The organism is Marinobacter sp. es.048, assembly GCF_900188435.1.
GTDB lineage: Bacteria > Pseudomonadota > Gammaproteobacteria > Pseudomonadales > Oleiphilaceae > Marinobacter.
Window position 1 is genome coordinate 1,756,880 of sequence record NZ_FYFA01000001.1, and the last position, 20,258, is coordinate 1,777,137.

General features: G+C 56.5%; 17 protein-coding genes. 9 read left to right on the forward strand and 8 right to left on the reverse strand.

The genetic code is table 11. From position 1 onward, the window contains the following. The first annotated feature begins 451 nt into the window (after window positions 1–451). Complete coding sequence (locus CFT65_RS08135) at window positions 452–997, forward strand: cytochrome b (RefSeq protein ID WP_088827558.1); 546 nt, start codon at window positions 452–454, stop codon at window positions 995–997. A 71-nt stretch (window positions 998–1,068) separates the two neighbouring features. Next, window positions 1,069–1,650, forward strand: coding sequence for a YceI family protein (locus CFT65_RS08140; protein WP_088827559.1), 582 nt, complete (start codon window positions 1,069–1,071; stop codon window positions 1,648–1,650). Window positions 1,651–1,684: 34 nt separating this feature from the next. Here the strand turns inward: CFT65_RS08140 and CFT65_RS08145 are convergent, their stop codons facing one another. Together CFT65_RS08145 and CFT65_RS08150 are read right to left on the reverse strand one after the other, a co-directional pair. Beyond that, window positions 1,685–3,322 carry a methyl-accepting chemotaxis protein gene (locus CFT65_RS08145; protein ID WP_088827560.1) on the reverse strand — a complete coding sequence of 546 codons (1,638 nt, stop codon included), beginning with the start codon at window positions 3,320–3,322 and terminating at the stop codon, window positions 1,685–1,687. Window positions 3,323–3,449: 127 nt separating this feature from the next. Beyond that, window positions 3,450–3,692, reverse strand: coding sequence for a hypothetical protein (locus CFT65_RS08150; RefSeq protein ID WP_088827561.1), 243 nt, complete (start codon window positions 3,690–3,692; stop codon window positions 3,450–3,452). A gap of 278 nt (window positions 3,693–3,970) precedes the next feature. On the opposite strand from CFT65_RS08150, the gene parC reads away from it, so the two are divergent. Together parC and serB are read left to right on the forward strand one after the other, a co-directional pair. Further along, a complete protein-coding gene (parC, locus tag CFT65_RS08155) occupies window positions 3,971–6,280 on the forward strand; it encodes a DNA topoisomerase IV subunit A (RefSeq protein ID WP_088827562.1) in 2,310 nt (769 codons plus the stop codon). Then, window positions 6,273–7,505: a phosphoserine phosphatase SerB gene (serB, locus tag CFT65_RS08160; protein WP_088827563.1), complete on the forward strand. Its 1,233-nt coding sequence runs from the start codon at window positions 6,273–6,275 to the stop codon at window positions 7,503–7,505. The genes parC and serB overlap by 8 nt, the downstream gene beginning before the upstream one ends. An 11-nt stretch (window positions 7,506–7,516) precedes the next feature. On the opposite strand, the gene CFT65_RS08165 is transcribed toward serB, so the two are convergent. The 3 genes from CFT65_RS08165 to epmB form a co-directional block, all read right to left on the reverse strand. Beyond that, window positions 7,517–9,601 (reverse strand): EAL domain-containing protein, encoded by a 2,085-nt coding sequence (locus CFT65_RS08165; protein ID WP_088827564.1) that lies wholly within the window; start codon window positions 9,599–9,601, stop codon window positions 7,517–7,519. 108 nt (window positions 9,602–9,709) lie between these two features. After that, window positions 9,710–11,515 carry a GTPase gene (locus CFT65_RS08170; protein ID WP_088827565.1) on the reverse strand — a complete coding sequence of 602 codons (1,806 nt, stop codon included), beginning with the start codon at window positions 11,513–11,515 and terminating at the stop codon, window positions 9,710–9,712. Between the two features lie 222 nt (window positions 11,516–11,737). Continuing rightward, window positions 11,738–12,778 (reverse strand): EF-P beta-lysylation protein EpmB, encoded by a 1,041-nt coding sequence (gene epmB / locus CFT65_RS08175; protein WP_088827566.1) that lies wholly within the window; start codon window positions 12,776–12,778, stop codon window positions 11,738–11,740. A 45-nt stretch (window positions 12,779–12,823) separates the two neighbouring features. Here epmB and efp point away from each other — a divergent pair, with 45 nt between their 5' ends. Next, entirely contained in the window at window positions 12,824–13,399 is a 576-nt protein-coding gene (gene efp / locus CFT65_RS08180; protein ID WP_041645387.1) for an elongation factor P, read from the forward strand. Window positions 13,400–13,406: 7 nt separating this feature from the next. Continuing rightward, window positions 13,407–14,375, forward strand: a complete 969-nt coding sequence (epmA, locus tag CFT65_RS08185) for an EF-P lysine aminoacylase EpmA (RefSeq protein WP_088827567.1) — start codon at window positions 13,407–13,409, stop codon at window positions 14,373–14,375. Here the strand turns inward: epmA and asd are convergent, their stop codons facing one another. After that, complete coding sequence (gene asd / locus CFT65_RS08190) at window positions 14,376–15,230, reverse strand: archaetidylserine decarboxylase (protein WP_088827568.1); 855 nt, start codon at window positions 15,228–15,230, stop codon at window positions 14,376–14,378. 175 nt (window positions 15,231–15,405) lie between these two features. On the opposite strand from asd, the gene motA reads away from it, so the two are divergent. Together motA and motB are read left to right on the forward strand one after the other, a co-directional pair. Further along, complete coding sequence (gene motA, locus CFT65_RS08195) at window positions 15,406–16,257, forward strand: flagellar motor stator protein MotA (protein WP_088827569.1); 852 nt, start codon at window positions 15,406–15,408, stop codon at window positions 16,255–16,257. A 31-nt stretch (window positions 16,258–16,288) separates the two neighbouring features. After that, window positions 16,289–17,248, forward strand: a complete 960-nt coding sequence (gene motB, locus CFT65_RS08200) for a flagellar motor protein MotB (RefSeq protein ID WP_088827570.1) — start codon at window positions 16,289–16,291, stop codon at window positions 17,246–17,248. A gap of 15 nt (window positions 17,249–17,263) precedes the next feature. Here motB and rsgA read toward each other — a convergent pair whose 3' ends face one another. Then, entirely contained in the window at window positions 17,264–18,319 is a 1,056-nt protein-coding gene (gene rsgA / locus CFT65_RS08205) for a small ribosomal subunit biogenesis GTPase RsgA (protein WP_088827571.1), read from the reverse strand. Window positions 18,320–18,600: 281 nt separating this feature from the next. Here rsgA and orn point away from each other — a divergent pair, with 281 nt between their 5' ends. After that, window positions 18,601–19,143, forward strand: coding sequence for an oligoribonuclease (gene orn, locus CFT65_RS08210; protein ID WP_088827572.1), 543 nt, complete (start codon window positions 18,601–18,603; stop codon window positions 19,141–19,143). Here orn and queG read toward each other — a convergent pair. Continuing rightward, the gene (gene queG / locus CFT65_RS08215; RefSeq protein WP_088827573.1) at window positions 19,138–20,217 is read right to left on the reverse strand and encodes a tRNA epoxyqueuosine(34) reductase QueG; all 1,080 of its coding nucleotides are present in this window, start codon (window positions 20,215–20,217) and stop codon (window positions 19,138–19,140) included. The genes orn and queG overlap by 6 nt on opposite strands. Window positions 20,218–20,258 lie beyond the last annotated feature (41 nt).

The window sequence follows — 20,258 nt, forward strand, 5'->3', positions numbered from 1 at the left end:
TACAGATATCGCAAAAAAATCGCGAAGTTACTGATAATTGGAAGGAAGACTGCCAAAAAAACGCGTTTATTACCACTGTTTCATGTAGAAACTGGAAACGGTTTGTATCTTTGCCTGTCTTGAAGAGCTAAGGAGGGAGGAGCCCAGCGGTCCGGGCGGACCGCCAGAGAATCAGTTGTTACTGGGTACAACCACGCTTTCGTCGAAATCGAGTTCCATGTCCTGTCCTCTCGGTCAATGAGGCCCCAGACGGGGCATCGAAATATGTAACAAGTCTATCGTTGCTATGATTTTGAGCAATCCGTAAAACCCGTATGCGACCAAAGGCAAGGCCCGGGCAATGGTCAGAAATTCTGATGTAACGCTGCAAAAGATTTTGATTTTCTTTGTCGGTTCGGGTTTCTAGACTCTGTAGCATCATTTGAACCAGGGAGCGGGGTAATTTCTCATCATGCAAATCAGGAACACAGCGGCCAGCTACGGGCTCGTAGCTATCACTATTCATTGGCTTGTTGCGCTGGCTGTCTTTGGCCTGTTCTGGCTTGGCTATTGGATGGTGGACCTGTCCTATTACGACGACTGGTATCGCAGAGCACCGGATATTCACCGCAGCATTGGCATCCTGCTGTTGATGGTCATGCTCTTCCGGGTGTTCTGGAGAGTGGGGAACGTCTCGCCGGAGCCACTGCCAGGCCATAAGCGCTGGGAGGTCCGCAGCGCCCATATGGCCCACCTTCTATTGTATGTACTGATTTTCGTTGCCATGGTGAGTGGCTACCTGATTTCGACAGCGGATGGCTCTTCAATCAGCGTGTTCGACTGGTTCGAAGTACCGTCGGTCACCGGCCAGATCAAGGGCATGGAAGACATCGCTGGAACCGTTCACTACTGGTCGACCTGGGCAATCGTGTGCCTTGCCGTGGTTCATGCGGCTGGCGCCTTCAAGCACCACCTGCTTGATCGTGACCGCACATTACGGCGTATGTTAGGTAAGTGATCCGCCTGCCGTTTGTTTACTCATCGTCTAACGCCCGGGAGTCGGGCACCAATGAAATAAGGGAGATAACCATGAAAAAAGTTCTGCTCGCCTCTGCCGTGTCGATGGCGCTTGTCGGTGCAGCTCATGCCAACGAGCACAGCGGCACCTATGCGTTTGATACCAAAGGCGCCCATCAGTTCATTACCTTCAAGATTTCTCATCTTGGCTACAGCTGGCTTTACGGTCGATTCAACGATTTCGATGGCGAATTCGTGTATGACGCCGAGAACCCGGAAAACAGCACCGTTAACGTCACGATTGACACCGCGAGCGTGGATTCCAATCACGCCGAGCGGGACAAGCATCTTCGCAGTGAAGATTTCCTGTACGTCGACGAGTTTCCTGAGGCAACCTTCAAGAGCAAGCGCGTTGTTCTGGATGAAGAAGGCGAGGCCGACATCATCGGCGACCTGACCCTCCGTGGTGTGACCAAAGAAGTGACCCTCGACGCGGAAATGCTGGGCCACGGGGAAGATCCCTGGGGTGGCTACCGCATGGGTTTTGAAGCTGAAACCGAGCTTCGCCTCAAAGACTTCGGCATCCCGATGGGTCTCGGAAAGGCCTCCGAGACCGTCGAGATCATCATTTCTGTCGAGGGTATCCGGCAGTAATACTGGCTGACCCTGCCACTGTCAGATTCCGGGCCTAGACCCGGAATCTGCCGGTCTGACTCTGCAGTTCCCTCGCATAGCCCTCGAGGGATTCACTGATTCCGTCGATGTCCCGCGACCGGTTTGCGCTCTCTGTGGCCAGATCGTTGATCTCGGTAATACTGCGGTTGATCTCGTCCACTACCTGAGTCTGTTCTTCGGTGGCCGACGCAACGCTGGTATTCACGTCTGCAATATTTGCCATGGCCTCAAGAATGGCTTTGAGCTCAGACTCTGCATCGGTGGCCAGCTTCTCGGTTTCGCTCGCTTCTTTGCTGCCTGTTTCCATCACCGACACGATGTCGGCAACGCCCTCCTGCAACGTCGTGATCATTTTCTGGATGTCTTCCGTCGATTGTCCGGTCCGTTGAGCCAGGGTCCTGACTTCATCGGCTACCACTGCAAAGCCCCGTCCCTGCTCACCGGCACGCGCTGCCTCGATGGCGGCATTCAGCGCCAGCAGGTTGGTCTGCTCTGCGATTCCCCTGATAACGTCCAGCACGGATGTGATGTTGTCGGAATCGTCAGAAAGCTTCCGGATAACCTCCACAGCTTTTGAAATCTGTGCGGCCAACCGGTGCACCTGCTCTGAGGAGCTGCGGATAATTCGTGCGCCGTTCTTGCCCTTTTCTTCGGCCTCCCGGGTAATCTCGGCGGCCCTGGAAGCATTGCCGGCTACCTCTTCGATCGCACTCTGCATTTCGTTGATGGCAGTGGCAACCATGGAAATGGAGTCGGTCTGTCGAGTCACGCCATCATTGTTGTCCTTCGCCGCCCGGGCGAGATCTGTGGCTCCGGTGCCAAGCTCCCGGGTCAACTGCTGGATGGAGCCAATCATGGATTGCAGGTTCTCCAGAACGAGGTTGAAGCTTTTTGCGAGCTTGCCCAGGTCATCATCCATCTCCACAGGAATCCGCTGGGTCAGATCGCCTTCACCCTGGGCAATATTGTCTAGCTGATCCCGAAGCGCCGCGATAGAGCCAATGATCATTTTCAGGAACACAGCAAACAGCCCAATACTGATCAGGATAGCGACGGCTGTGACTAGCAGGATGGTGACTGAGCTGCTCTGGCCCTCCGAAGAGGCTTCACCAGCGCGAATCTGGGCCTGGGCATCTGCGTGAGCGCCGACCTCGTCGAAGTAATTTCTGAGATTGTCGAAGAGGTTGTTGGTTTCACTGCCTGCCAGGGTTCTCGCCTGCTCTGGATCGCCTGCTTCTGCCAGCTCAAGAACCCGTTGGGCGGATCCCAGCCAGCGCTCATAGGCCGCATCGAATCCTCGAGCTACATCGGAGACGCCGGTACCCTCAAGCCTGGCAACCGCCTGGTTGAAGCGGTCCAGTGCCTGGCCTGCATTTTCATCAAAGCTGGCCAGATAATTCTCACCTTCCTCATTGTTGAGCTGCGCGTCCACATAGGCGACCTGGGCTACCAATGCCTGGTAGAGGTCTCGGTCACCGTTGAGGATTTCGCTGACGGACGGCAGATAGGTGTCGGCAATATTATCGGTGTCGGATACCAGGTTTCGGACGGTGCTGACGGCAAACAACCCTATAATGACCAGGGCGAGAGCCGTGATAGCGAAAGGCAAAGCAATTTTTACCCGGAGCCCCAGGCGCTTACCAAAATCCATACGTTTCTCCCGCGTTGCCAGAATGGCTTATTGCCAATATAGCATCGGGAAGGAGATAGATTTGAGAAACAGTAGAGCAATTGCTCCCGGTCAATGAAGCGGAGTTCTCGCCGGGAGTGGGGGCGGGCTATCTGGAAGGGCCAGGTGATTCACGGTGGGTGTTACCGGATCTGCACAGGTGCCTCTGGCGCCAGAACTGTCCCGCGAAAATAACGACCCAGATCAGTAATCCTGCCCAGAGATAAGTCTCGGGAATCTGGAAGCTACCACTGATTGCAAACTCAACCAAAAGCATCAGCGTCACCGCCAGAACCGCATTTACCATGGCTGTCACCATGGCTTGCCCGCAGGCTTTGATGTTGGGTTTCATAGTGTTCCGCTTGTCAGAGAAGTAAAACGGTCTTCTATCTACTGAAATGGAGAATACGGCTCACCTCACGGACTCTCCATGCGGGAATTCCGCTATTGGAATCAGTCGTCTGTGCGACAGCTGACCGATTTTGGCCAATAAATCCGCAGGTTGTTGGTGTATCGGCGCCTTGCTCCATATAATGTGCGCTCCTGTTAACCGGTGATTAATCCGGGCGCAGGGAGTAGCATCACGGACATTATTCAAATCAGGCAATACAGGCAATCAAAGAGGCATCCATGCCAGAGTTTCAGACAACGGACGAAGGTTTCGAGCGGGTCGCGCTCCGGGATTACACGGAAAAGGCCTATCTCGATTATTCCATGTACGTCATTCTTGACCGGGCACTTCCCAATGTCGGCGACGGTCTGAAACCGGTTCAGCGGCGAATTGTCTATGCCATGTCTGAGCTGGGGCTGAAATCCACCTCGAAGTACAAGAAGTCTGCCCGTACCGTTGGCGATGTGCTGGGTAAATTCCATCCCCACGGCGATAGTGCCTGTTATGAAGCCATGGTGCTGATGGCTCAGCCTTTTTCCTATCGCTATCCTCTCGTCGACGGGCAGGGAAACTGGGGCTCCCCGGATGATCCCAAATCCTTTGCGGCGATGCGTTACACCGAATCCCGCCTTGCGCCTTTCGCCGAAGTACTATTGGGCGAGCTCGGGCAGGGCACGGTCGACTGGGTGCCCAACTTTGATGGCACCATGGAAGAACCGTCAGTGCTCCCCGCCCGGTTGCCCCATGTACTGCTAAATGGCACCACCGGTATCGCAGTTGGTATGGCCACGGATATCCCGCCGCATAACGTACGGGAAGTGACTGCGGCCTGCATACGCCTTCTGGATCAGCCCGAGGCGACGGTTGAAGAGCTCTGTGAACACATCAAGGGACCGGATTTTCCGACTGAGGCGGAGATCATTACCCCTCGGAAGGACATCCGGCAGATGTACGAAACCGGCCGCGGATCACTGCGGATGCGCGCCCGTTGGATCCGGGAGAGCGGCGAGATCGTAGTCACGGACCTCCCGCATCAGGTGTCTGGTAATCGGGTGCTGGAGCAGATTGCTCATCAGATGCAGACCAAGAAGCTACCCATGGTGGCCGACCTTCGTGATGAGTCTGATCATGAGAACCCGACTCGACTGGTGATTGCGCCCCGTTCCAACCGGGTTGATCTGGATGGTTTGATGGCGCACCTGTTTGCCAGCACCGATCTTGAGAAAACTTACCGGGTTAACATCAATGTGATCGGTAACGACGGTCGGCCCGGCGTGAAGGGGTTGCACCAGATCCTCACCGAATGGCTGACTTTCCGTCGCACCACCGTGATCCGCCGGCTCCAACATCGTCTGGATAAGGTTCTTGCTCGACTGCACATTCTGGAAGGCTTGCTGATCGCCTATCTCAATATTGATGAAGTGATCGAGATTATCCGAACCGAAGACAAGCCCAAGGCCGAGTTGATGGCCCGTTTCGGGTTGTCCGCCGATCAGGCCGAAGCCATTCTCGAACTGAAGCTGCGTCACCTGGCCAAGCTTGAGGAAATGAAAATCCGGGGCGAACAGGATGAACTCTCGGCTGAACGGGATGAGCTCCAATCCATTCTGGGATCCGAGGATCGACTGCGCGAACTTATCAAGAGCGAGATGCAAGCGGATGCCGAGACCTTTGGCGATGACCGTCGCTCACCGATAGTCGAGCGTGAGGAGGCCAAGGCATTTAGTGAAGTGGACCTGATCTCGAACGACCCTGTCACGGTTGTGCTGTCTGAAAAAGGCTGGGTTCGCGCCGCCAAGGGCCACGACATTGAGCCGGAAGGTCTGAGCTACAAAGCCGGTGACCGTTTCTCCCTCGCGGCTCGGGGACGGAACAACCAGCAGGCGATTTTCCTGGATTCTACCGGGCGCGCCTATTCATTGATGGCTCACAGTTTTCCGTCTGCCAGAGGCCAGGGTGAGCCGCTGACCGGGCGCATCAACCCACCTTCCGGTGCAAGCTTCTCAGGTCTGTTGATGGGAGATCCGTCCCGTAAGGCCTTGCTGGTTACCGACGGTGGCTATGGGTTTGTTACGTCGCTAAACGACATGATCAGCAAGAACCGCAATGGCAAGGCAGTGGTCAGTGTCCCCAAGGGGTCGAAGATCATGCCTCCGATGACCATACCGACCACCGAAAAAACACTTTATCTGGGGGCGGTGTCCAACGAAGGACGGATGCTGGTGTTCCCGCTAAGCGAATTGCCAGAGCTGGCAAAGGGTAAGGGTAACAAGATCATCAGCATTCCCTCTGCCCGGGTCCAGAACCGTGAGGAATATGTGGTGGCGGTAGCGGTATTTGCCGAGGACGACCAGCTGGAGATCCGGGCTGGCAAGCGCAAGATGGGACTGCAGTTCAGTGACCTTGAACACTACCTGGGTGAGCGAGGCCGTCGTGGCCACAAGCTGCCCAGAGGGCTGCAACGGGTTGATGGCATTGATGTGATTCCTTCCGCCACCCGGGCGCAGGAAGAGGCGGGCTCTGATAGCGAGGGTGCCGACGGTGAGTGAGCTGGTACTGATTAATGTCTCCGGCCGTGACAAGCCGGGCCTGACATCGGAAATCACCGGCATCATGGGGCGCTACGATGTGCGGATCCTGGATATTGGTCAGGCGGTCATTCACGATCATCTTACCTGGGGCATCCTGATCGAAATCCCGGATGAATCCAAATCCTCGCCCGTTATTCGGGATCTGCTGTTCCGGCTCCACGCCCTGGATCTGCAGGTGCGTTTTGCGCCGATCACCGTGGAAGAGTACCAGTCCTGGGCCGCCGCCAGGAACCGCGCCTGCTACATCGTGACGCTGCTTGCCCGGGATATCAAAGCCGAGCAGATTGCCCGGGTTTCCGCCATCACGGCGCGTCATGGTCTGAACATCGATAACATTTCACGGCTCTCTGCCAGGCCCTCGCTGAATGCCTCCGACAACCGCATTGCGTGTGTTGAATTTTCGGTGCGTGGAACGCCCTCGGATCTCGAGCAACTGCGAGCGGATTTCCTGCATATTGCCGGCGAGATGAATGTGGATATCGCCTTCCAGGAGGACTCCATTTTCCGGCGTAATCGTCGTCTGGTGGTCTTTGACATGGACTCCACGCTGATCGAAGCCGAGGTGATCGACGAGCTGGCCACGGAGGCCGGAGTCGGGGATCAGGTGGCAGAGATAACCGAAAGGGCCATGCAGGGCGAGCTCGATTTCAGCCAGAGTTTTGCCGAGCGCCTGGCACTTCTGAGAGGCCTGGATGAATCGGTCCTCGAGGGAATCGCCTCGCGGTTGCGGATGACCGAGGGTGCAGAGCACCTGATCCTCAGTCTCAAGGCGCTGGGATATCGCACCGCAATCCTATCGGGCGGCTTCACCTACTTTGCCCGCCACCTTCAGCGCAAACTCGGTATCGATTACATCTACGCCAACGAACTCGAGATTGAGGACGGCAAGGTGACCGGCCGGGTGTCCGGGCAGATCGTGGACGGCAAACGGAAAGCGGAGTTGCTGCTGGAGATCGCCGAGAAGGAGCACATCTCAAGGGAGCAGGTCATTGCGGTAGGTGATGGCGCCAATGACCTTCCCATGCTGAGCCAGGCCGGCCTGGGTGTGGCCTTCCGGGCCAAGCCTTTGGTCAAGGAATCAGCGCGTCATGCGATTTCGACGCTGGGGCTGGATGCAATCCTGTATCTGATTGGTTTCCGTGAAAGTGAAACCAATCAGAGCCTGGAAAACGCCGACTTCTGAGCCATTCAGGCTCAGTTGTCGCCGAAGTCGTAGTTCATTTCGGGTACCGGTGCCTGCAGGTAGTAGCCCTGAATGTAATTCACACCAGCCTGCCATAGAGTGGCGAGGACGCCTGCGTTCTCCACCAGTGGAATGATAGTGAGCTTGCCGTTTGATTGCAGGCTCTTGACCATTTCCTTGACCTGTTCCTTGGCCTCGTCGTTCTTCTGGATTTCTTCCGTGAAGGAGCCATCGATCTTCACATAGTTCGTATCGATGTGTTTCAGGGTGTTGAAGGGATTGAGGGCGCAGCCGAACTGGGCGATGGATACCTTGCAGTGAAGCTCGTGAACCGCTTTGGTGAAGTCTTTCGCCTGCTTCATGTACTTGTTGGCATCGCCTTCCCTGATCTGGAAGATCAGGGAATCGCCCGGCAGCCGTGCGGCTTTCAGAGCAACGCTCAGCCAGGGAGTGAAGGTTTTATCCTGCAGGGTTTCGGCCGTCACATTGAGGAACAGGCGGGTATCGTGGCCCCGTGAGCGATGGCTGGACAGCTGTTTGATGGTTTGCAGAATGACCCAGCGGTCAATCTTGATCGCGGTGTCGCTCGGACCTGTTGGCGGCAGGAAGTCATAGGGTGAGACTTCCTCATCGTCCTTGTCGAGCATGCGCACGAAGGCTTCGTAATGTTCCTCGCCTTCGCCACGCAGGTTGATGATCGGCTGGAACAGCAGCCGGAAGCGGTTTTCTTCCAGGGCCTTCTGAATTGCTTCCACCGAATTGCTCTGATCCAGTTCTTCGAAATCGGCGGGGTTGTACACCACCACGCCATTACCCTCAGCATGCCCCTCGAGTTTTCGAACTTCGGCGGATGCGGTATGGGCCCGAGCCATTAGTTCTTCGGCTTTCGGTGAGTTTTCAGTGATGGACGCGACACCAATACTGACAGTCAGCTGGATTGTTCGTTCGTTGATATCGAACAGATGGTCCTCTACGGCTTTGCGAATTCGTTCGGCGTGTCCTGCCATGACCGTCTCGTCGCAGGGCTGACACAGAAGGCTGAACGCATCGTCGCTGAGCCTGGCCAGGGCAAGTTCATCTCCTGCCTGTTCCTGCAGCAATTTCGCAAGATCGCCGAGCAGCAGATCCGCACCAGAGATGCCTACCTGGCCCTTCATGCTCATGAAGTTATCAAGGGCGATATAGGCCAGGGCGCCGGTTTCGTTTTTCTTCCCCGCGTTGGCAATGGCTTCAGCCAGTGCATCCATCAGGTACTGACGGTTATAGAGACCAGTGAGAAGATCCTGGCTGCTGATCTGGCGCAGCTTTTCTTCCAGTTCTGCATCGCTGTGCTCCGGTTGCAGAACAATCTGCGTGCAGGCTTCACCGTCGTAGGTGGCCGCCGACACGGACATGGTAACGTTCAGCTCGTGGTCGTCACTGCGCCGTGCCGTACAGTTCATGGTCATGCCGTCTTCGCCATTTTCGGCAAACGACTTCATGAACTCCTTGTACTTCTCCTGGCTTTCCGGAGTAAGGGTGTCCAGCACCGGAACGCAGATAAGATCGTCGATATCGTCGTACCCGAGAAACTCCATGTACGACTGGTTGGCGTAGATGTGCATGCCATCATTAATATAGGCGATCGCATCCTTGGAGCTTTCGAGAAGTAGCTGGCAACGCTGTTCCGCCTCTCGAAGGTGAGACTCCAGAACACGACGTCTCCTCCGTTCGTCAAGGGCTGCCAGCTCCCGGTTAACCTTGAGCACAATCAGGTCGGGGTGCTCGAACGACACCGTGTCCTGGGCACCGGCTTTCATCATTCCAACCGTGCGTTCGCGGCTTTCCTCTTCCGTCAGGAGGATAAACGGAATGTCCTTGTCCATCCTGCGGATCATGGCGAGGGCATCATCGGCCGAGAATTCCTGGTCCAGGTCGCGGGCCAGAAGGAGATCCCAGTTACCGGTCTTCAGCGTTTCTTCCAGATCTTCTTCTGAGGTAATTCTATGGGCCCGGGTGGCCTTGCCAGAGTTCCGGAGCAGGCTGACCAGCGATTCGGCATCGTTTTGGGATGGATCAAGAATCAGCAGGTGTACGGTCGCGTTCTTTTTCTGCATTCGAAGGGCGTCTCGTGATACACGGTTCATTCACTAACGCTGAATGATGCAGGGGTTGCCGATCAATAACAACCCTCTGCGGCGTTCCGGTGTCTCAGTTTGGCGACCTTATAGAGATGGCCACAGCGAGTCGAATTCATCCTCGCTGGCTCCGGATGATGCCCGCGGTGCACCAGCATTCAACGTCGCTGCGTTCTGCAATTTGAGTTCGAACTGGCTGATGCTGCCAGTGGAGGAGACCTTGCGGGACAGTTGGCCCTGATCTTCCCGACCATCGTGGAGCAGCGAGATGCGGCTTCCCGACTGGAATGGCAGGCGAGGCGTAATCAGTGTGGCGGACTGGTTGACCACGCTGATTTCCGGTAACAGCAGGCCACGCAGGTACTCACTGCTGTTGCCTACCTTCTGGATAAGGCGGACCCCGCAGGGTGACGCGCTCGGGGCGAGCAGCTCAATGCCCACCTGAGTGCCCTGGTTCTTGATCTGTCGAATCCAGCGCACCACAGCCACGCTCCAGGGGTGTGAGCTTTGCTCCCGAACGCCCAGAACCTCGCCTGCCTGCAAAGAGGGGGGCACGTTGCTTTCCCAGGCAACGCAATAGCCGCCAGGGCTGGTGTTGATCAGCAGGGAATGGTGCGATTTTGGCCGGTTCCTGTCCGTCGACGGGGCCTGTGAGTTACCGTAAGCGCCTTTGAAATTTATCGGCGTGTCGCCCGCATGTAATCTGTCGTCGCTGGGGGCGGCATCGTGAGCGCCTGACCAGGCATCCTGTTTCTGGCGTGAGGATCGTTCGAAAAGGTTCTCTTCCTCATGGTGCCCGTTGTCGTTGCCATTCACGAATTCGGTAAAGGTTTTCTCGCCGGCAATGAAGTAGTGCGCAGCTGTGAGGCCGACGCAGACCTCAAGGGACCCCTGGCTCGCGATGCGGTTGAAGTTCCGTTTCGCGAGAATGCCCAGAGCCTGGCTGAGATGGGTCAGCAGGGTGTCGCTAACCTTTGCCGGTACAGTAAGCTCGTGATCGGTTTCTTTATGCTCGCGACGGGCGTGGAGCGTTTCCGAAAGCATCGCCGAGAGATCCCGCGTGTCAAAGCCGAAGCTGTCGTCCCCGGGCTTCTGTTCGAGGAGGCTACGGTAAAACGGCGGATTGTCTCGCTCCATGTTGATCACAAACAGGCTGTCGTCCTCAATATCCGGCCCGCATCGGGTGTGGTCAGTCCAGGATTCGAAGAGTTCATAAACGTGCAGAAGTTCGGCCTGGCGCAGCTGGTTCGGGCGCGCGCAGCCTAGCAGGAGGATTCGCTTGTAGCTGTCGGCAACCGAGCTGGTATGACGATGCTGAAGCGTATCGTCCTCCACCTGAACCACAGAGAGCTTGTTGCGATGAGCGAACCGGAATAGCCGGTGACACTCCAGCCAGCTTTGGGAAGGGCTCGGGCAGTAGAGTTGATGCGATCTCAGAATCGTTGCCGACAGCTCGGAAATGGCGCGATGCGAGGCGGTGGCAATCTGGCGGCGATTTTTGTCCAGTCCGCCATTGTCGATGAATTCCAGAACACACAGCTTGTAACCGCCGGCCAGATGCAATTGGAGTGCCTGAGACAGATTGGCGATTTTTCGTTGCTTCTCAGGAAGGGCCACGGCAAGACCCAAGTAGTGGCGGGCAAGCTCGCTACAGACGAAATGAATCTTTTCCCGGATAAGTTCCAGGAACTGCATGCGTTGCTGGGGTGCGAGGAAAAGGTGATTCAACTCGATAATGGCATGGTAGAGCTGCCGTGATACCTCGCCGATATTGGCCATCGGCAACTGGTCGATCCAGACCCGGAACGCCTTGGGCGTCGTGTCACAGAAGGACAGGCTGGCCGTTTTCTGTTCGGGAACGCGGAGATCGGGTTTCAGGGTCTTACCTTCCATGAATGCTTGCCAATGTCTGGACCACAGGTGGTATTCCGGGGTTGGCCCTGCCCAGCTGGCGGCTGCTTAATGTCCGCCGGCCTGTCAGGAAAACGCCGTAAATACATATTTTTATCTGCAACGTTACTGGACTTTAAAGTATCAAACCAGTTGTAAAAAGCGAGAAGATCATGAGTTGACAATCTTTGACAAGTGAATTTGGGCCGTTTTTTGCGGAGCCTGTCACGGGAACAGATTGATCGGGGTCTTGCTTTCCTTGCCTGGTTCCTCTCTCACCAGCTTCGGCACCAGGAACCCCGGCAATCGCGACAGCAGTTCGCGGACCAGGTTTCGTGCCTCTTCATCCGGCACATCGTAGTGGTGGGCACCTGCCACCGGGTCAAACGCATGCAGGTAGTAGGGCAGGACGCCCGCCTCAAACAGAGTCTCGCTCAATTCTTCAAGCACCGACGCCCGATCATTCACGCCCCTCAGGATAACGCTCTGGTTGAGCAGCGTCGCTCCTGCCGCCCGGAGATAGCCCAGGGCGCGGCGCGTGGCTGTGTCTATTTCCGCGGGATGATTGACGTGCAGGACGATAACCACCTGAAGCGGCGTCGTCGAAAGCCACTTCAAAAGCTCGTTGCAGACCCGTTGTGGGATAACCACTGGCAGGCGTGTGTGCAGGCGCAGGCGGCGGATGTGGGGGATGCTACTAATTGCGGTTGCCCACTGGGCCAGCAGTCGGTCATTGACCGCCAGCGGGTCGCCGCCGCTGAAAATGACTTCATTGATCTCCGGGCTGGCGCCCAGGGTGTCAATCACCCGCTGCCGGTCGTCCGGGTTCAGGCGTTGTTCATCGTAGGGAAAGTGCCTGCGGAAACAGTAGCGGCAGTTTATCGCACACTGCCCCGTCACCATGAGCAGGGCGCGGCTGCGGTACTTGCGGATAAGCCCGGTGGTGGCAACGGCGCCCGACTCTTCCAGTGGATCGCTGACGAAACCCGGCGCGTGTGCAGTTTCTTCGGCAAGGGGAAGCACCTGCCTGAGCAGGGGGTCGGCCGGGTTGGCCTTTTCCATGCGCGCAAGAAACGGCTCGGGCACGCGAACCGAAAACAGGCGGTGACCTTGCCGTGCTGCTGTTAGCCATGGTTCCTCGGGTAACTCCAGGCGACGGAGCAGCTCTTCCGGCGACGTCACAGACTCCGACAGCAATTGCTGCCAGCTGCGATGCTCATGGTCGGAAAGGTGGGCTTCTATACGGGCGGGGGTTCGCTGTATCATATCGCCCTTCGAATTCTAAACAGTATTTTGTCAGGTGGACATTTCATGGCTTCATATTCTACCAACGAATTTCGCGGCGGTCTTAAGGTTTTGCTGGATGGCGACCCCTGCATCATTCTCGAGAACGAGTTTGTCAAACCCGGTAAGGGGCAGGCCTTCAACCGCGTAAAGCTGCGTAACCTCATGACCAACCGGGTCTGGGAGCGCACTTTCAAGTCCGGCGAAAGTCTGGAAGCCGCAGATGTCATTGATCAGGACATGGAATACCTCTATACCGACGGTGAGTTCTGGCACTTCATGCTGACTGACGGCTCCTTCGAGCAGTATCCTGCAGATGCCAAGGCAGTTGGCGATGCCCTGAAGTGGCTGAAAGAGCAGGACGTCTACACAGTGACCCTCTACAACGGTTCGCCGCTGTCGGTAACGCCCCCCAATTTCGTCGAACTCGAAGTGGTTGATACCGACCCGGGCATGAAAGGCGACACCGCCCAGGGCGGCTCCAAGCCCGCGACCCTCTCAACCGGAGCCGTGGTCAACGTACCTCTGTTCATAACGATCGGTGAAGTGCTCAAGGTCGACACACGCTCAGGCGAATACGTCAGCCGGGTCAAGAGCAGTTAAACCAGTCATGACTCGCGACCCTGTCTGGCAGCCTTCTGCCTCACAGGCTGCTTTGAAAAGCCGCGCACAGCAACTGGCGTTTGTGCGCGGCTTTTTTGCGCAAAGAGGCGTGCTTGAGGTGGAGACGCCGATTCTGGGGCGGTGCGGCGTCACTGACGCCAATCTGGACGGCATTCATGCGCAGGTCACCGCTGGCTCCAGAACCGGGGGCTGGCTCCAGACGTCTCCCGAATACCACATGAAGCGCTTGCTTGCGGCCGGCTCCGGCTCGATCTATCAGGTCTCCAGAGTGTTCCGTGATGGCGAAAAGGGACGCCGCCATAACCCGGAATTCTCGATGTTGGAGTGGTATCGGACCGGGTTCGATGACGTGGCGCTTATGGACGAAGTGTCGGATCTTGTTTGCGGCTGGCTGCAATGTGAGCGGCCGGTCACTATTCAGTACCGGGAGGCACTGCAACACTGGGCAGGCATCGATCCGTTTGCCGCAACCGATGGCGAACTGATGCAGCGCTGTGAGCAATGGCTGGAGCCTGAGCAGTTGGCGGGTCTTGGGCGCGACGGCTGCCTGGATTTTCTGATGAGTTTTGCCGTGGAACCGCACCTTGGCCGGGAGAAGCCTGTGTTCATAACCGATTATCCGGCGTCTCAGGCTTCGCTGGCGAGGGTTTCAAGATCCGATGGCTTTGAAACAGCGCACCGTTTCGAGCTTTATATCGGCGGCCTGGAGCTGTGTAACGGTTACTGGGAATTAACCGATCCAGAGGAACAGAGGCTGCGATTTGAGGCCGACAACGAGTTGCGCAGGCGGTCTGGTAAGCCGGAAATGGTGCTGGATGAGGCATTTCTTGCTGCGCTTGAGCGGGGGTTGCCCGAGTGCTCCGGTGTGGCGCTCGGGCTGGACCGATTGCTGATGCTCAAGCTCGGGGTTCAGGATATCAGTGAGGTATTGGCATTTCCGTTCGAACGGGCATGATCAAGCGAGGGCGCCGAACGCCTCGCCCATGCGAACGGTTTTTCCTGCTACCTGATCGCCGTTCCAGGCCACGGCGCCCCTGGGCATGACCATGATGACGGTGGAACCCAGTCGAAACCTTCCCATTTCCTCGCCCTTCGCGAAGCTGATGGCCTGCTCGCCTTCATAGCGGGTTGCAGTAACCTGCTTGCTGCCGGGTACAACAACGCCCGCCCAGCGGGTTTCCACACTGCCAACGATCATGGCGCCAACCAGCACCAGGGCCATGGGGCCGAAATCGGTGTCGAAGATGCAGACAACCCGCTCATTGCGGGCGAACAGGTTCGGGACATTCTCGGCGGTTACCGGATTGACTGAGAAAAGCTTGCCGGGAACATGGATCATCTGTCGCAGCGTGCCTGCCACAGGCATATGGATACGATGATAATCCTTGGGAGAGAGGTAGATTGTCGAAAACTCGCCATCGGCAAACGGAGCAGTGGTCGCCCCCTCGCCACCGAGCAGTTCGCTCAGGCTGAAAGACTGGCCCTTGGCCTGGAAAACCCGGTCTCCAGTGACCTGACCGAGCTGGCTGATAGCGCCGTCGACGGGGCTGATCAGGGTTTTTTCGCCGTCGGCCAGGGGGCGGATGCCAGGCTTCAGCTCCCGGGTGAAGAAATCGTTGAACGTGGCGTAGGCTTCAGGGTTCGGCTCGGCGGCTTCGCTCATGTCAACGCCGTAGCGGCCGATAAACCACTTGATCACCCGGTTCTTGAGCGCGGGGGAGCGGTCATTGTCCGCCAGACGGCCGGCCAGGTTGGATACCCCCAGTTGCGGCGTGATGTACTGGCTCAGAACAAAAAGCTTGTCGAACATTAGATGTGATCCTTTACGCTCAAAGGCGCGAAGTTTACCAAAGACTGCCACCTGTATAGAAATTGTTTCATGGCTTCGCGGTTGCGGCGCGGCCTTGCTATTATCAGGTCACCTTTTGCGAGGCTGATTCCGGCTCAGGCCGTTAACCAAGAAAAATAGGGCGTGCGTAGATTCTATGTTACTGATCGTCGGTTCAATTATCGTGATGGCCAGTGTGTTGACTGGCTATGTTCTACACGGCGGCAATTTGATGGTGCTCTGGCAGCCAACCGAAGTGCTGATTATCTTCGGCGCAGCCTTGGGTTCGTTCATCATTGCCAACCCCCTGCACACTCTTAAAGAGGTCTTTGGAAAAAGCCTTCAGCTGCTCACGGGCTCGCCCTACAAAAAGGCTTTCTATATGGATCTCCTGAGTTTGCTCTATGAAATCTTCGACAAGTCGCGCAAACAGGGTGTCATGGCGATAGAGGAGGACATCGACAATCCCGAGGCCAGCCAGATTTTCAGTCGATACCCGGCAGTCATGAAATCCAAAGAATTGTTGGCGTTCATTACTGATTACCTCAGGATCATAAGCTCCGGCAATATGGCGACACATGAGCTGGAGGGCATGATGGAGAACGAGATTGACAGTCGTCAGCACGAGCTTGAGGAGCCTGCCCACGCTGTCAACAAAATCGCCGATGCGCTGCCGGGGCTCGGCATCGTTGCAGCGGTTCTCGGTATCGTAATTACCATGAACTTTCTCACCGAAGGGCCGGAAAAGATCGGTCTCAGTGTTGCCGCAGCCTTGGTGGGTACTTTTCTGGGTATTTTCATGGGGTATGGTTTTGTGGGTCCTGCTTCCATTGCCATGGAGCATTCTGCGAAGTATGAGCTGAAGGCATACGAGTGCGTCAAATCAGCTATTGTTGCGACTGTTTCCGGGCAGGCACCCCAGATGGCCATTGAGTTCGGCCGCAAGGCGTTGCCCACGGACAAGCGCCCCGGATTCCAGGAACTGAACGATCACGTTCGCTCCAAGTAAAATTGCAAGCACCTGACCCCGGAGCCGATTCGTGGAAGAACAGCCGATCATCATCAAACGCAAGAAAAAAATTGTCGCAGGCCATCACGGCGGCTCCTGGAAAGTCGCCTTTGCCGATTTTGCCACTGCGATGATGGCGTTCTTCCTGGTGCTCTGGCTAACCGCGACAGCCTCTCCAGAACAAAAGAAAGCAGTTGAGGGCTATTTTCGGGATCCTGTTGGTTTCACTGAAGGTGGCTCGCCAAACCCGGTTGATCTTGAGGGTAGTGCCTCGGTGGTTAACGAGGCGAGTCCCGATATCGAATCGAGCCAGATCCAGATTGAAGACGAAGTAGTAGACGAGCTCTCTGAAACTCTTGAACAGCGCCGTATGCAGGAATTGTTTCAGGAGCTGAAGAAGCAAATCAAGCAGGATGCGACTCTGCAGGAGTTCAAGGATCAGTTACTGATCGATATAACCGACGAAGGCTTGCGCATTCAGATCGTCGATCGCTCGGGTCGCCCGATGTTCGACAGCGGTCGGGCCGAACTCAAGTACTACTCCCAGGATATTCTGTTTGAATTGGCGAAGACGCTGGGTTCAGTAAACAACAAAGTCAGCATCACCGGACACACCGACTCCACACCATTCAGCGGCCGGCCCGGTTACACCAATTGGGAGTTGTCGGCAGACCGTGCAAATACTGCCCGAAGGGCCCTGGTTGCAGGGGGCGTTCGGCAGCAGCAGATCGCTCGCGTTGTCGGGCTGAGCGATTCCGTGCTGTTTGACAAGGAAGACCCCAATGCGCCTGTTAATCGCCGCATCTCAATTATCGTTCTGAACAAGAAGGCCGTCGATAATATTCAGAGCACTGCCGGCCAGTCGAATGAGCCGCTGATTGATCTGACTCAGCCGGCTGAGGCAGAGCAGGGAGCGGCTCGCGAGCGTCTGGAAAGCGGGGAATGGCTGCAGGAAAGAGAAGAGCCCGCACCTGGCGAGCTTAACTGGTAAGGCCGTTCGGGGTCGTCAGTCGAGTTTCAGTCCCCGGGCCTGTTTTTCAGTCATATCCTGAAGGATCCGGTGGAAGCTTTTCAGCCGCTCAGGACTGATTCTCCCCTCATCTGCCGCCTTGTCGATGGCACAGCCAGGGTCACGCATGTGTCGGCAATTGCGGAATTTGCAGGTGCCAATCACCTCCCGGATTTCCCGGAAGCCATACTCGATTTCCTGCGCTGTCATATGCCAGAGCCCGAACTCACGAATGCCCGGCGAGTCGATCAACTCACCGCCAAGGGGCAGGTGGAACAGTTTGGCCGTGGTTGTGGTATGAATTCCCTTGCCGGTGCTCTCTGACACAGCCCCAACGCGAATGGCCTCATCAGGCATCAGGGTCTGGATGATAGACGACTTGCCCACCCCGGACTGGCCAACAAAAACGCTGGTCTGATCCTTAACCAGCGCCTCAACCTCTGGCGAAGGTTTACCACCAGACTCAGCGGCAGATGTTCGAACCACCTCATAACCCAGGGCCTCATACCGCCCCAGAAGCGCGTCGATACTTTCCCGGTTGCTGTTGGTGATCAGATCGGTCTTGTTCAACAGAATCACCGCCGGAATATCCGTGATCTCGGAGGCCACCAGATACCGGTCGATCAGGTTATCGTGAGGCTCCGGCTCCGGCGCGATCACTAGAATAATATGATCGATATTCGCGGCCACCGGCTTCAGGGCACCAAAGTTATCCGGCCGTTGCAGCAGATTGCGACGCTCACTCCGGGCAACGATAACCCCGGTTTCGTTCTTTCCCGGGCGCCAGACAACCTTGTCACCGGTCACCAGGCTATCAATGTTTGCGCGAACAAAGCAGCGCACCACAGCGCCTTCCTGATCGCCCTCGAGCGCTTCGACATCCAGCTGTTGCCCGTAGTGAGCAATGACCAACCCTTCCTGCTCTGGCCCGAGCTCTCCGGCGTCAGCCTGCTCCTGAACCTTCTTCTCCTTGCGCGCCGCCCGGGCCGCACGCTCTTCCTGGACTTTCTTGATACGGAATTGTTGCTGTTTGTTCAGTCGCCGTTTTGCCATGAAGTTAGCTGATGCCAGATTTGGTGTGCGTGAGGTGTTACATCATACGTTAATCGTCCACAATACAAAGACAAATCAGACCGGTGTAATCTCATTAACATTGACCGGCAATGACGTTTTTCTTGTATATCTCTTAACTTTGCTGCGGGGGTGGGGTTGTTGATCCGGGAATGGCGTCGGCCATGGATGGCCGACGCCAAGCGCACATGGATGTGCTCGTAGCGTTTCCCGGATCAACAACCCCAGGCCCGCGGACTCAAATCTAGAAGGCTGGTAACAAAATGGCAGAAGGCAATCGCCTAGTTTGGATTGATCTGGAAATGACAGGCCTGGATCCGGAAAAAGAACGGATCATCGAAATGGCCACAATTATCACCGATTCAGAACTCAATATTGTCGCGGAAGGACCGGTTATTGCCGTCCATCAGCCACAATCCTTTCTGGACTCCATGGACGAATGGTGCACCAGAACCCACGGTGAAAGTGGGCTTACCAAGCGCGTGCAGAAAAGCGATATCTCCGAGTCTGAAGCCGAGCAGCAGACCATCGACTTCCTGAGAAAGCACATAGAAAGCGGTCAGTCCCCGCTGTGCGGCAACAGCATCGGTCAGGACCGCCGGTTCCTGGTCAAATACATGCCCGAACTTGAAGGCTTCTTCCACTACCGGAACCTTGATGTATCGACGGTCAAAGAACTTGCCCGCCGCTGGCGCCCGGATGTCCTGGCCGGGGTTAAAAAGAAAGGCAGCCATCTTGCTCTGGACGACATCCGCGACTCCATTAACGAGCTGCGCCATTACCGGGAACACTTCTTCAAACTATAGGCCGTGCCGCCTCAATGCCCACTGTACATGCTCGCGGACCATCTCTGAGGGGCAATCCGCGCGCTTTTTCAGGGCCTCAATCACCGGAATGGTTGAGGGCGCATTGCCCAGCCCGACAGCCAGGTTGCGAAGCCAGCCTTCATAACCTGTTCGCCGAATCGCGGATCCCTCGGTGCGTTTCAGGAACTGCTCCTCGGTCCAGAGAAACAGTTCTGCCAGGGAACTGTTGTCGAGCCCGTGTCTGGGCTGAAAATCCTTCTCGCCGGTGGGCTTGCTGAACTTCTGCCAGGGGCAAACCAGCTGGCAGTCATCGCAACCGAAAACCCGGTTGCCCATCAGCGGTCGCAGCTCTTCTGGAATGCTCCCTTTCAGCTCGATGGTCAGGTAGCTGATACAGCGTCGGGCATCGAGCTTGTGAGGGCCGACAAAGGCATCAGTGGGGCAGAGGTCCAGGCAGGAGGAGCAACTGCCGCAATGGTCGGTTTCAAAGGGGTCATCGATGGGCAGGGGCGCGCTGGTGAAGATTTCCCCGAGGAAAAAGAACGAGCCGGCCTTCGGGTGGATCAGCATATTGTTCTTGCCGATCCAGCCGAGACCCGCTCTCTGCGCCAGGGCGCGTTCCAGCACCGGAGCACTGTCCACGAAAGCGCGGTAATCGTATCCGCTAACAGCCTCATTAATCTTTGCTGCCAGCTGCGCAAGCCGTTTGCGGATCAGCTTGTGGTAATCCCGCCCCAGCGCATAGCGCGTAACGTAGGCGCCCTCCCGGTCAGTAAGCGCTTCTTTCGGGCTGTCCGGTGAGGGCAGGTAGTCCATTCTCACGGAGATGACCCGCGTGGTACCCGGCATCAGGGAGGTGGGCGTATAACGCTTGTCACCGTGATGGGCCATGTAGTCCATCTCGCCCTGATAACCTGCTGCCAGCCAGTTTCGCAAATGGTCGGCGTGCTCGCCGGTGTCCGCGTTGGTAATGCCCACATCGGCAAAACCGAATTCGGCTGCCCACTGGCGGATAAGCGCTGGCAGATCAGCGAGTTCCGGGTGTGTTGTCGTGCACGATGATGTGGTGCTCATAGTCACTGCCGGTGCTGGAGTTCGCTGGCGAACCCGGGTAC

What these genes read in the sequence shown, in the direction of transcription:
- CFT65_RS08135 (WP_088827558.1), top strand. Translation starts at nt 452, where the DNA reads ATGCAAATCAGGAACACAGCGGCCAGCTACGGGCTCGTAGCTATCACT.
- CFT65_RS08140 (WP_088827559.1), top strand. Translation starts at nt 1,069, where the DNA reads ATGAAAAAAGTTCTGCTCGCCTCTGCCGTGTCGATGGCGCTTGTCGGT.
- CFT65_RS08145 (WP_088827560.1), bottom strand. Translation starts at nt 3,322, where the DNA reads ATGGATTTTGGTAAGCGCCTGGGGCTCCGGGTAAAAATTGCTTTGCCT.
- CFT65_RS08150 (WP_088827561.1), bottom strand. Translation starts at nt 3,692, where the DNA reads ATGAAACCCAACATCAAAGCCTGCGGGCAAGCCATGGTGACAGCCATG.
- parC (WP_088827562.1), top strand. Translation starts at nt 3,971, where the DNA reads ATGCCAGAGTTTCAGACAACGGACGAAGGTTTCGAGCGGGTCGCGCTC.
- CFT65_RS08165 (WP_088827564.1), bottom strand. Translation starts at nt 9,601, where the DNA reads ATGCAGAAAAAGAACGCGACCGTACACCTGCTGATTCTTGATCCATCC.
- CFT65_RS08170 (WP_088827565.1), bottom strand. Translation starts at nt 11,515, where the DNA reads ATGGAAGGTAAGACCCTGAAACCCGATCTCCGCGTTCCCGAACAGAAA.
- epmB (WP_088827566.1), bottom strand. Translation starts at nt 12,778, where the DNA reads ATGATACAGCGAACCCCCGCCCGTATAGAAGCCCACCTTTCCGACCAT.
- efp (WP_041645387.1), top strand. Translation starts at nt 12,824, where the DNA reads ATGGCTTCATATTCTACCAACGAATTTCGCGGCGGTCTTAAGGTTTTG.
- epmA (WP_088827567.1), top strand. Translation starts at nt 13,407, where the DNA reads ATGACTCGCGACCCTGTCTGGCAGCCTTCTGCCTCACAGGCTGCTTTG.
- asd (WP_088827568.1), bottom strand. Translation starts at nt 15,230, where the DNA reads ATGTTCGACAAGCTTTTTGTTCTGAGCCAGTACATCACGCCGCAACTG.
- motA (WP_088827569.1), top strand. Translation starts at nt 15,406, where the DNA reads ATGTTACTGATCGTCGGTTCAATTATCGTGATGGCCAGTGTGTTGACT.
- rsgA (WP_088827571.1), bottom strand. Translation starts at nt 18,319, where the DNA reads ATGGCAAAACGGCGACTGAACAAACAGCAACAATTCCGTATCAAGAAA.
- orn (WP_088827572.1), top strand. Translation starts at nt 18,601, where the DNA reads ATGGCAGAAGGCAATCGCCTAGTTTGGATTGATCTGGAAATGACAGGC.
- queG (WP_088827573.1), bottom strand. Translation starts at nt 20,217, where the DNA reads ATGAGCACCACATCATCGTGCACGACAACACACCCGGAACTCGCTGAT.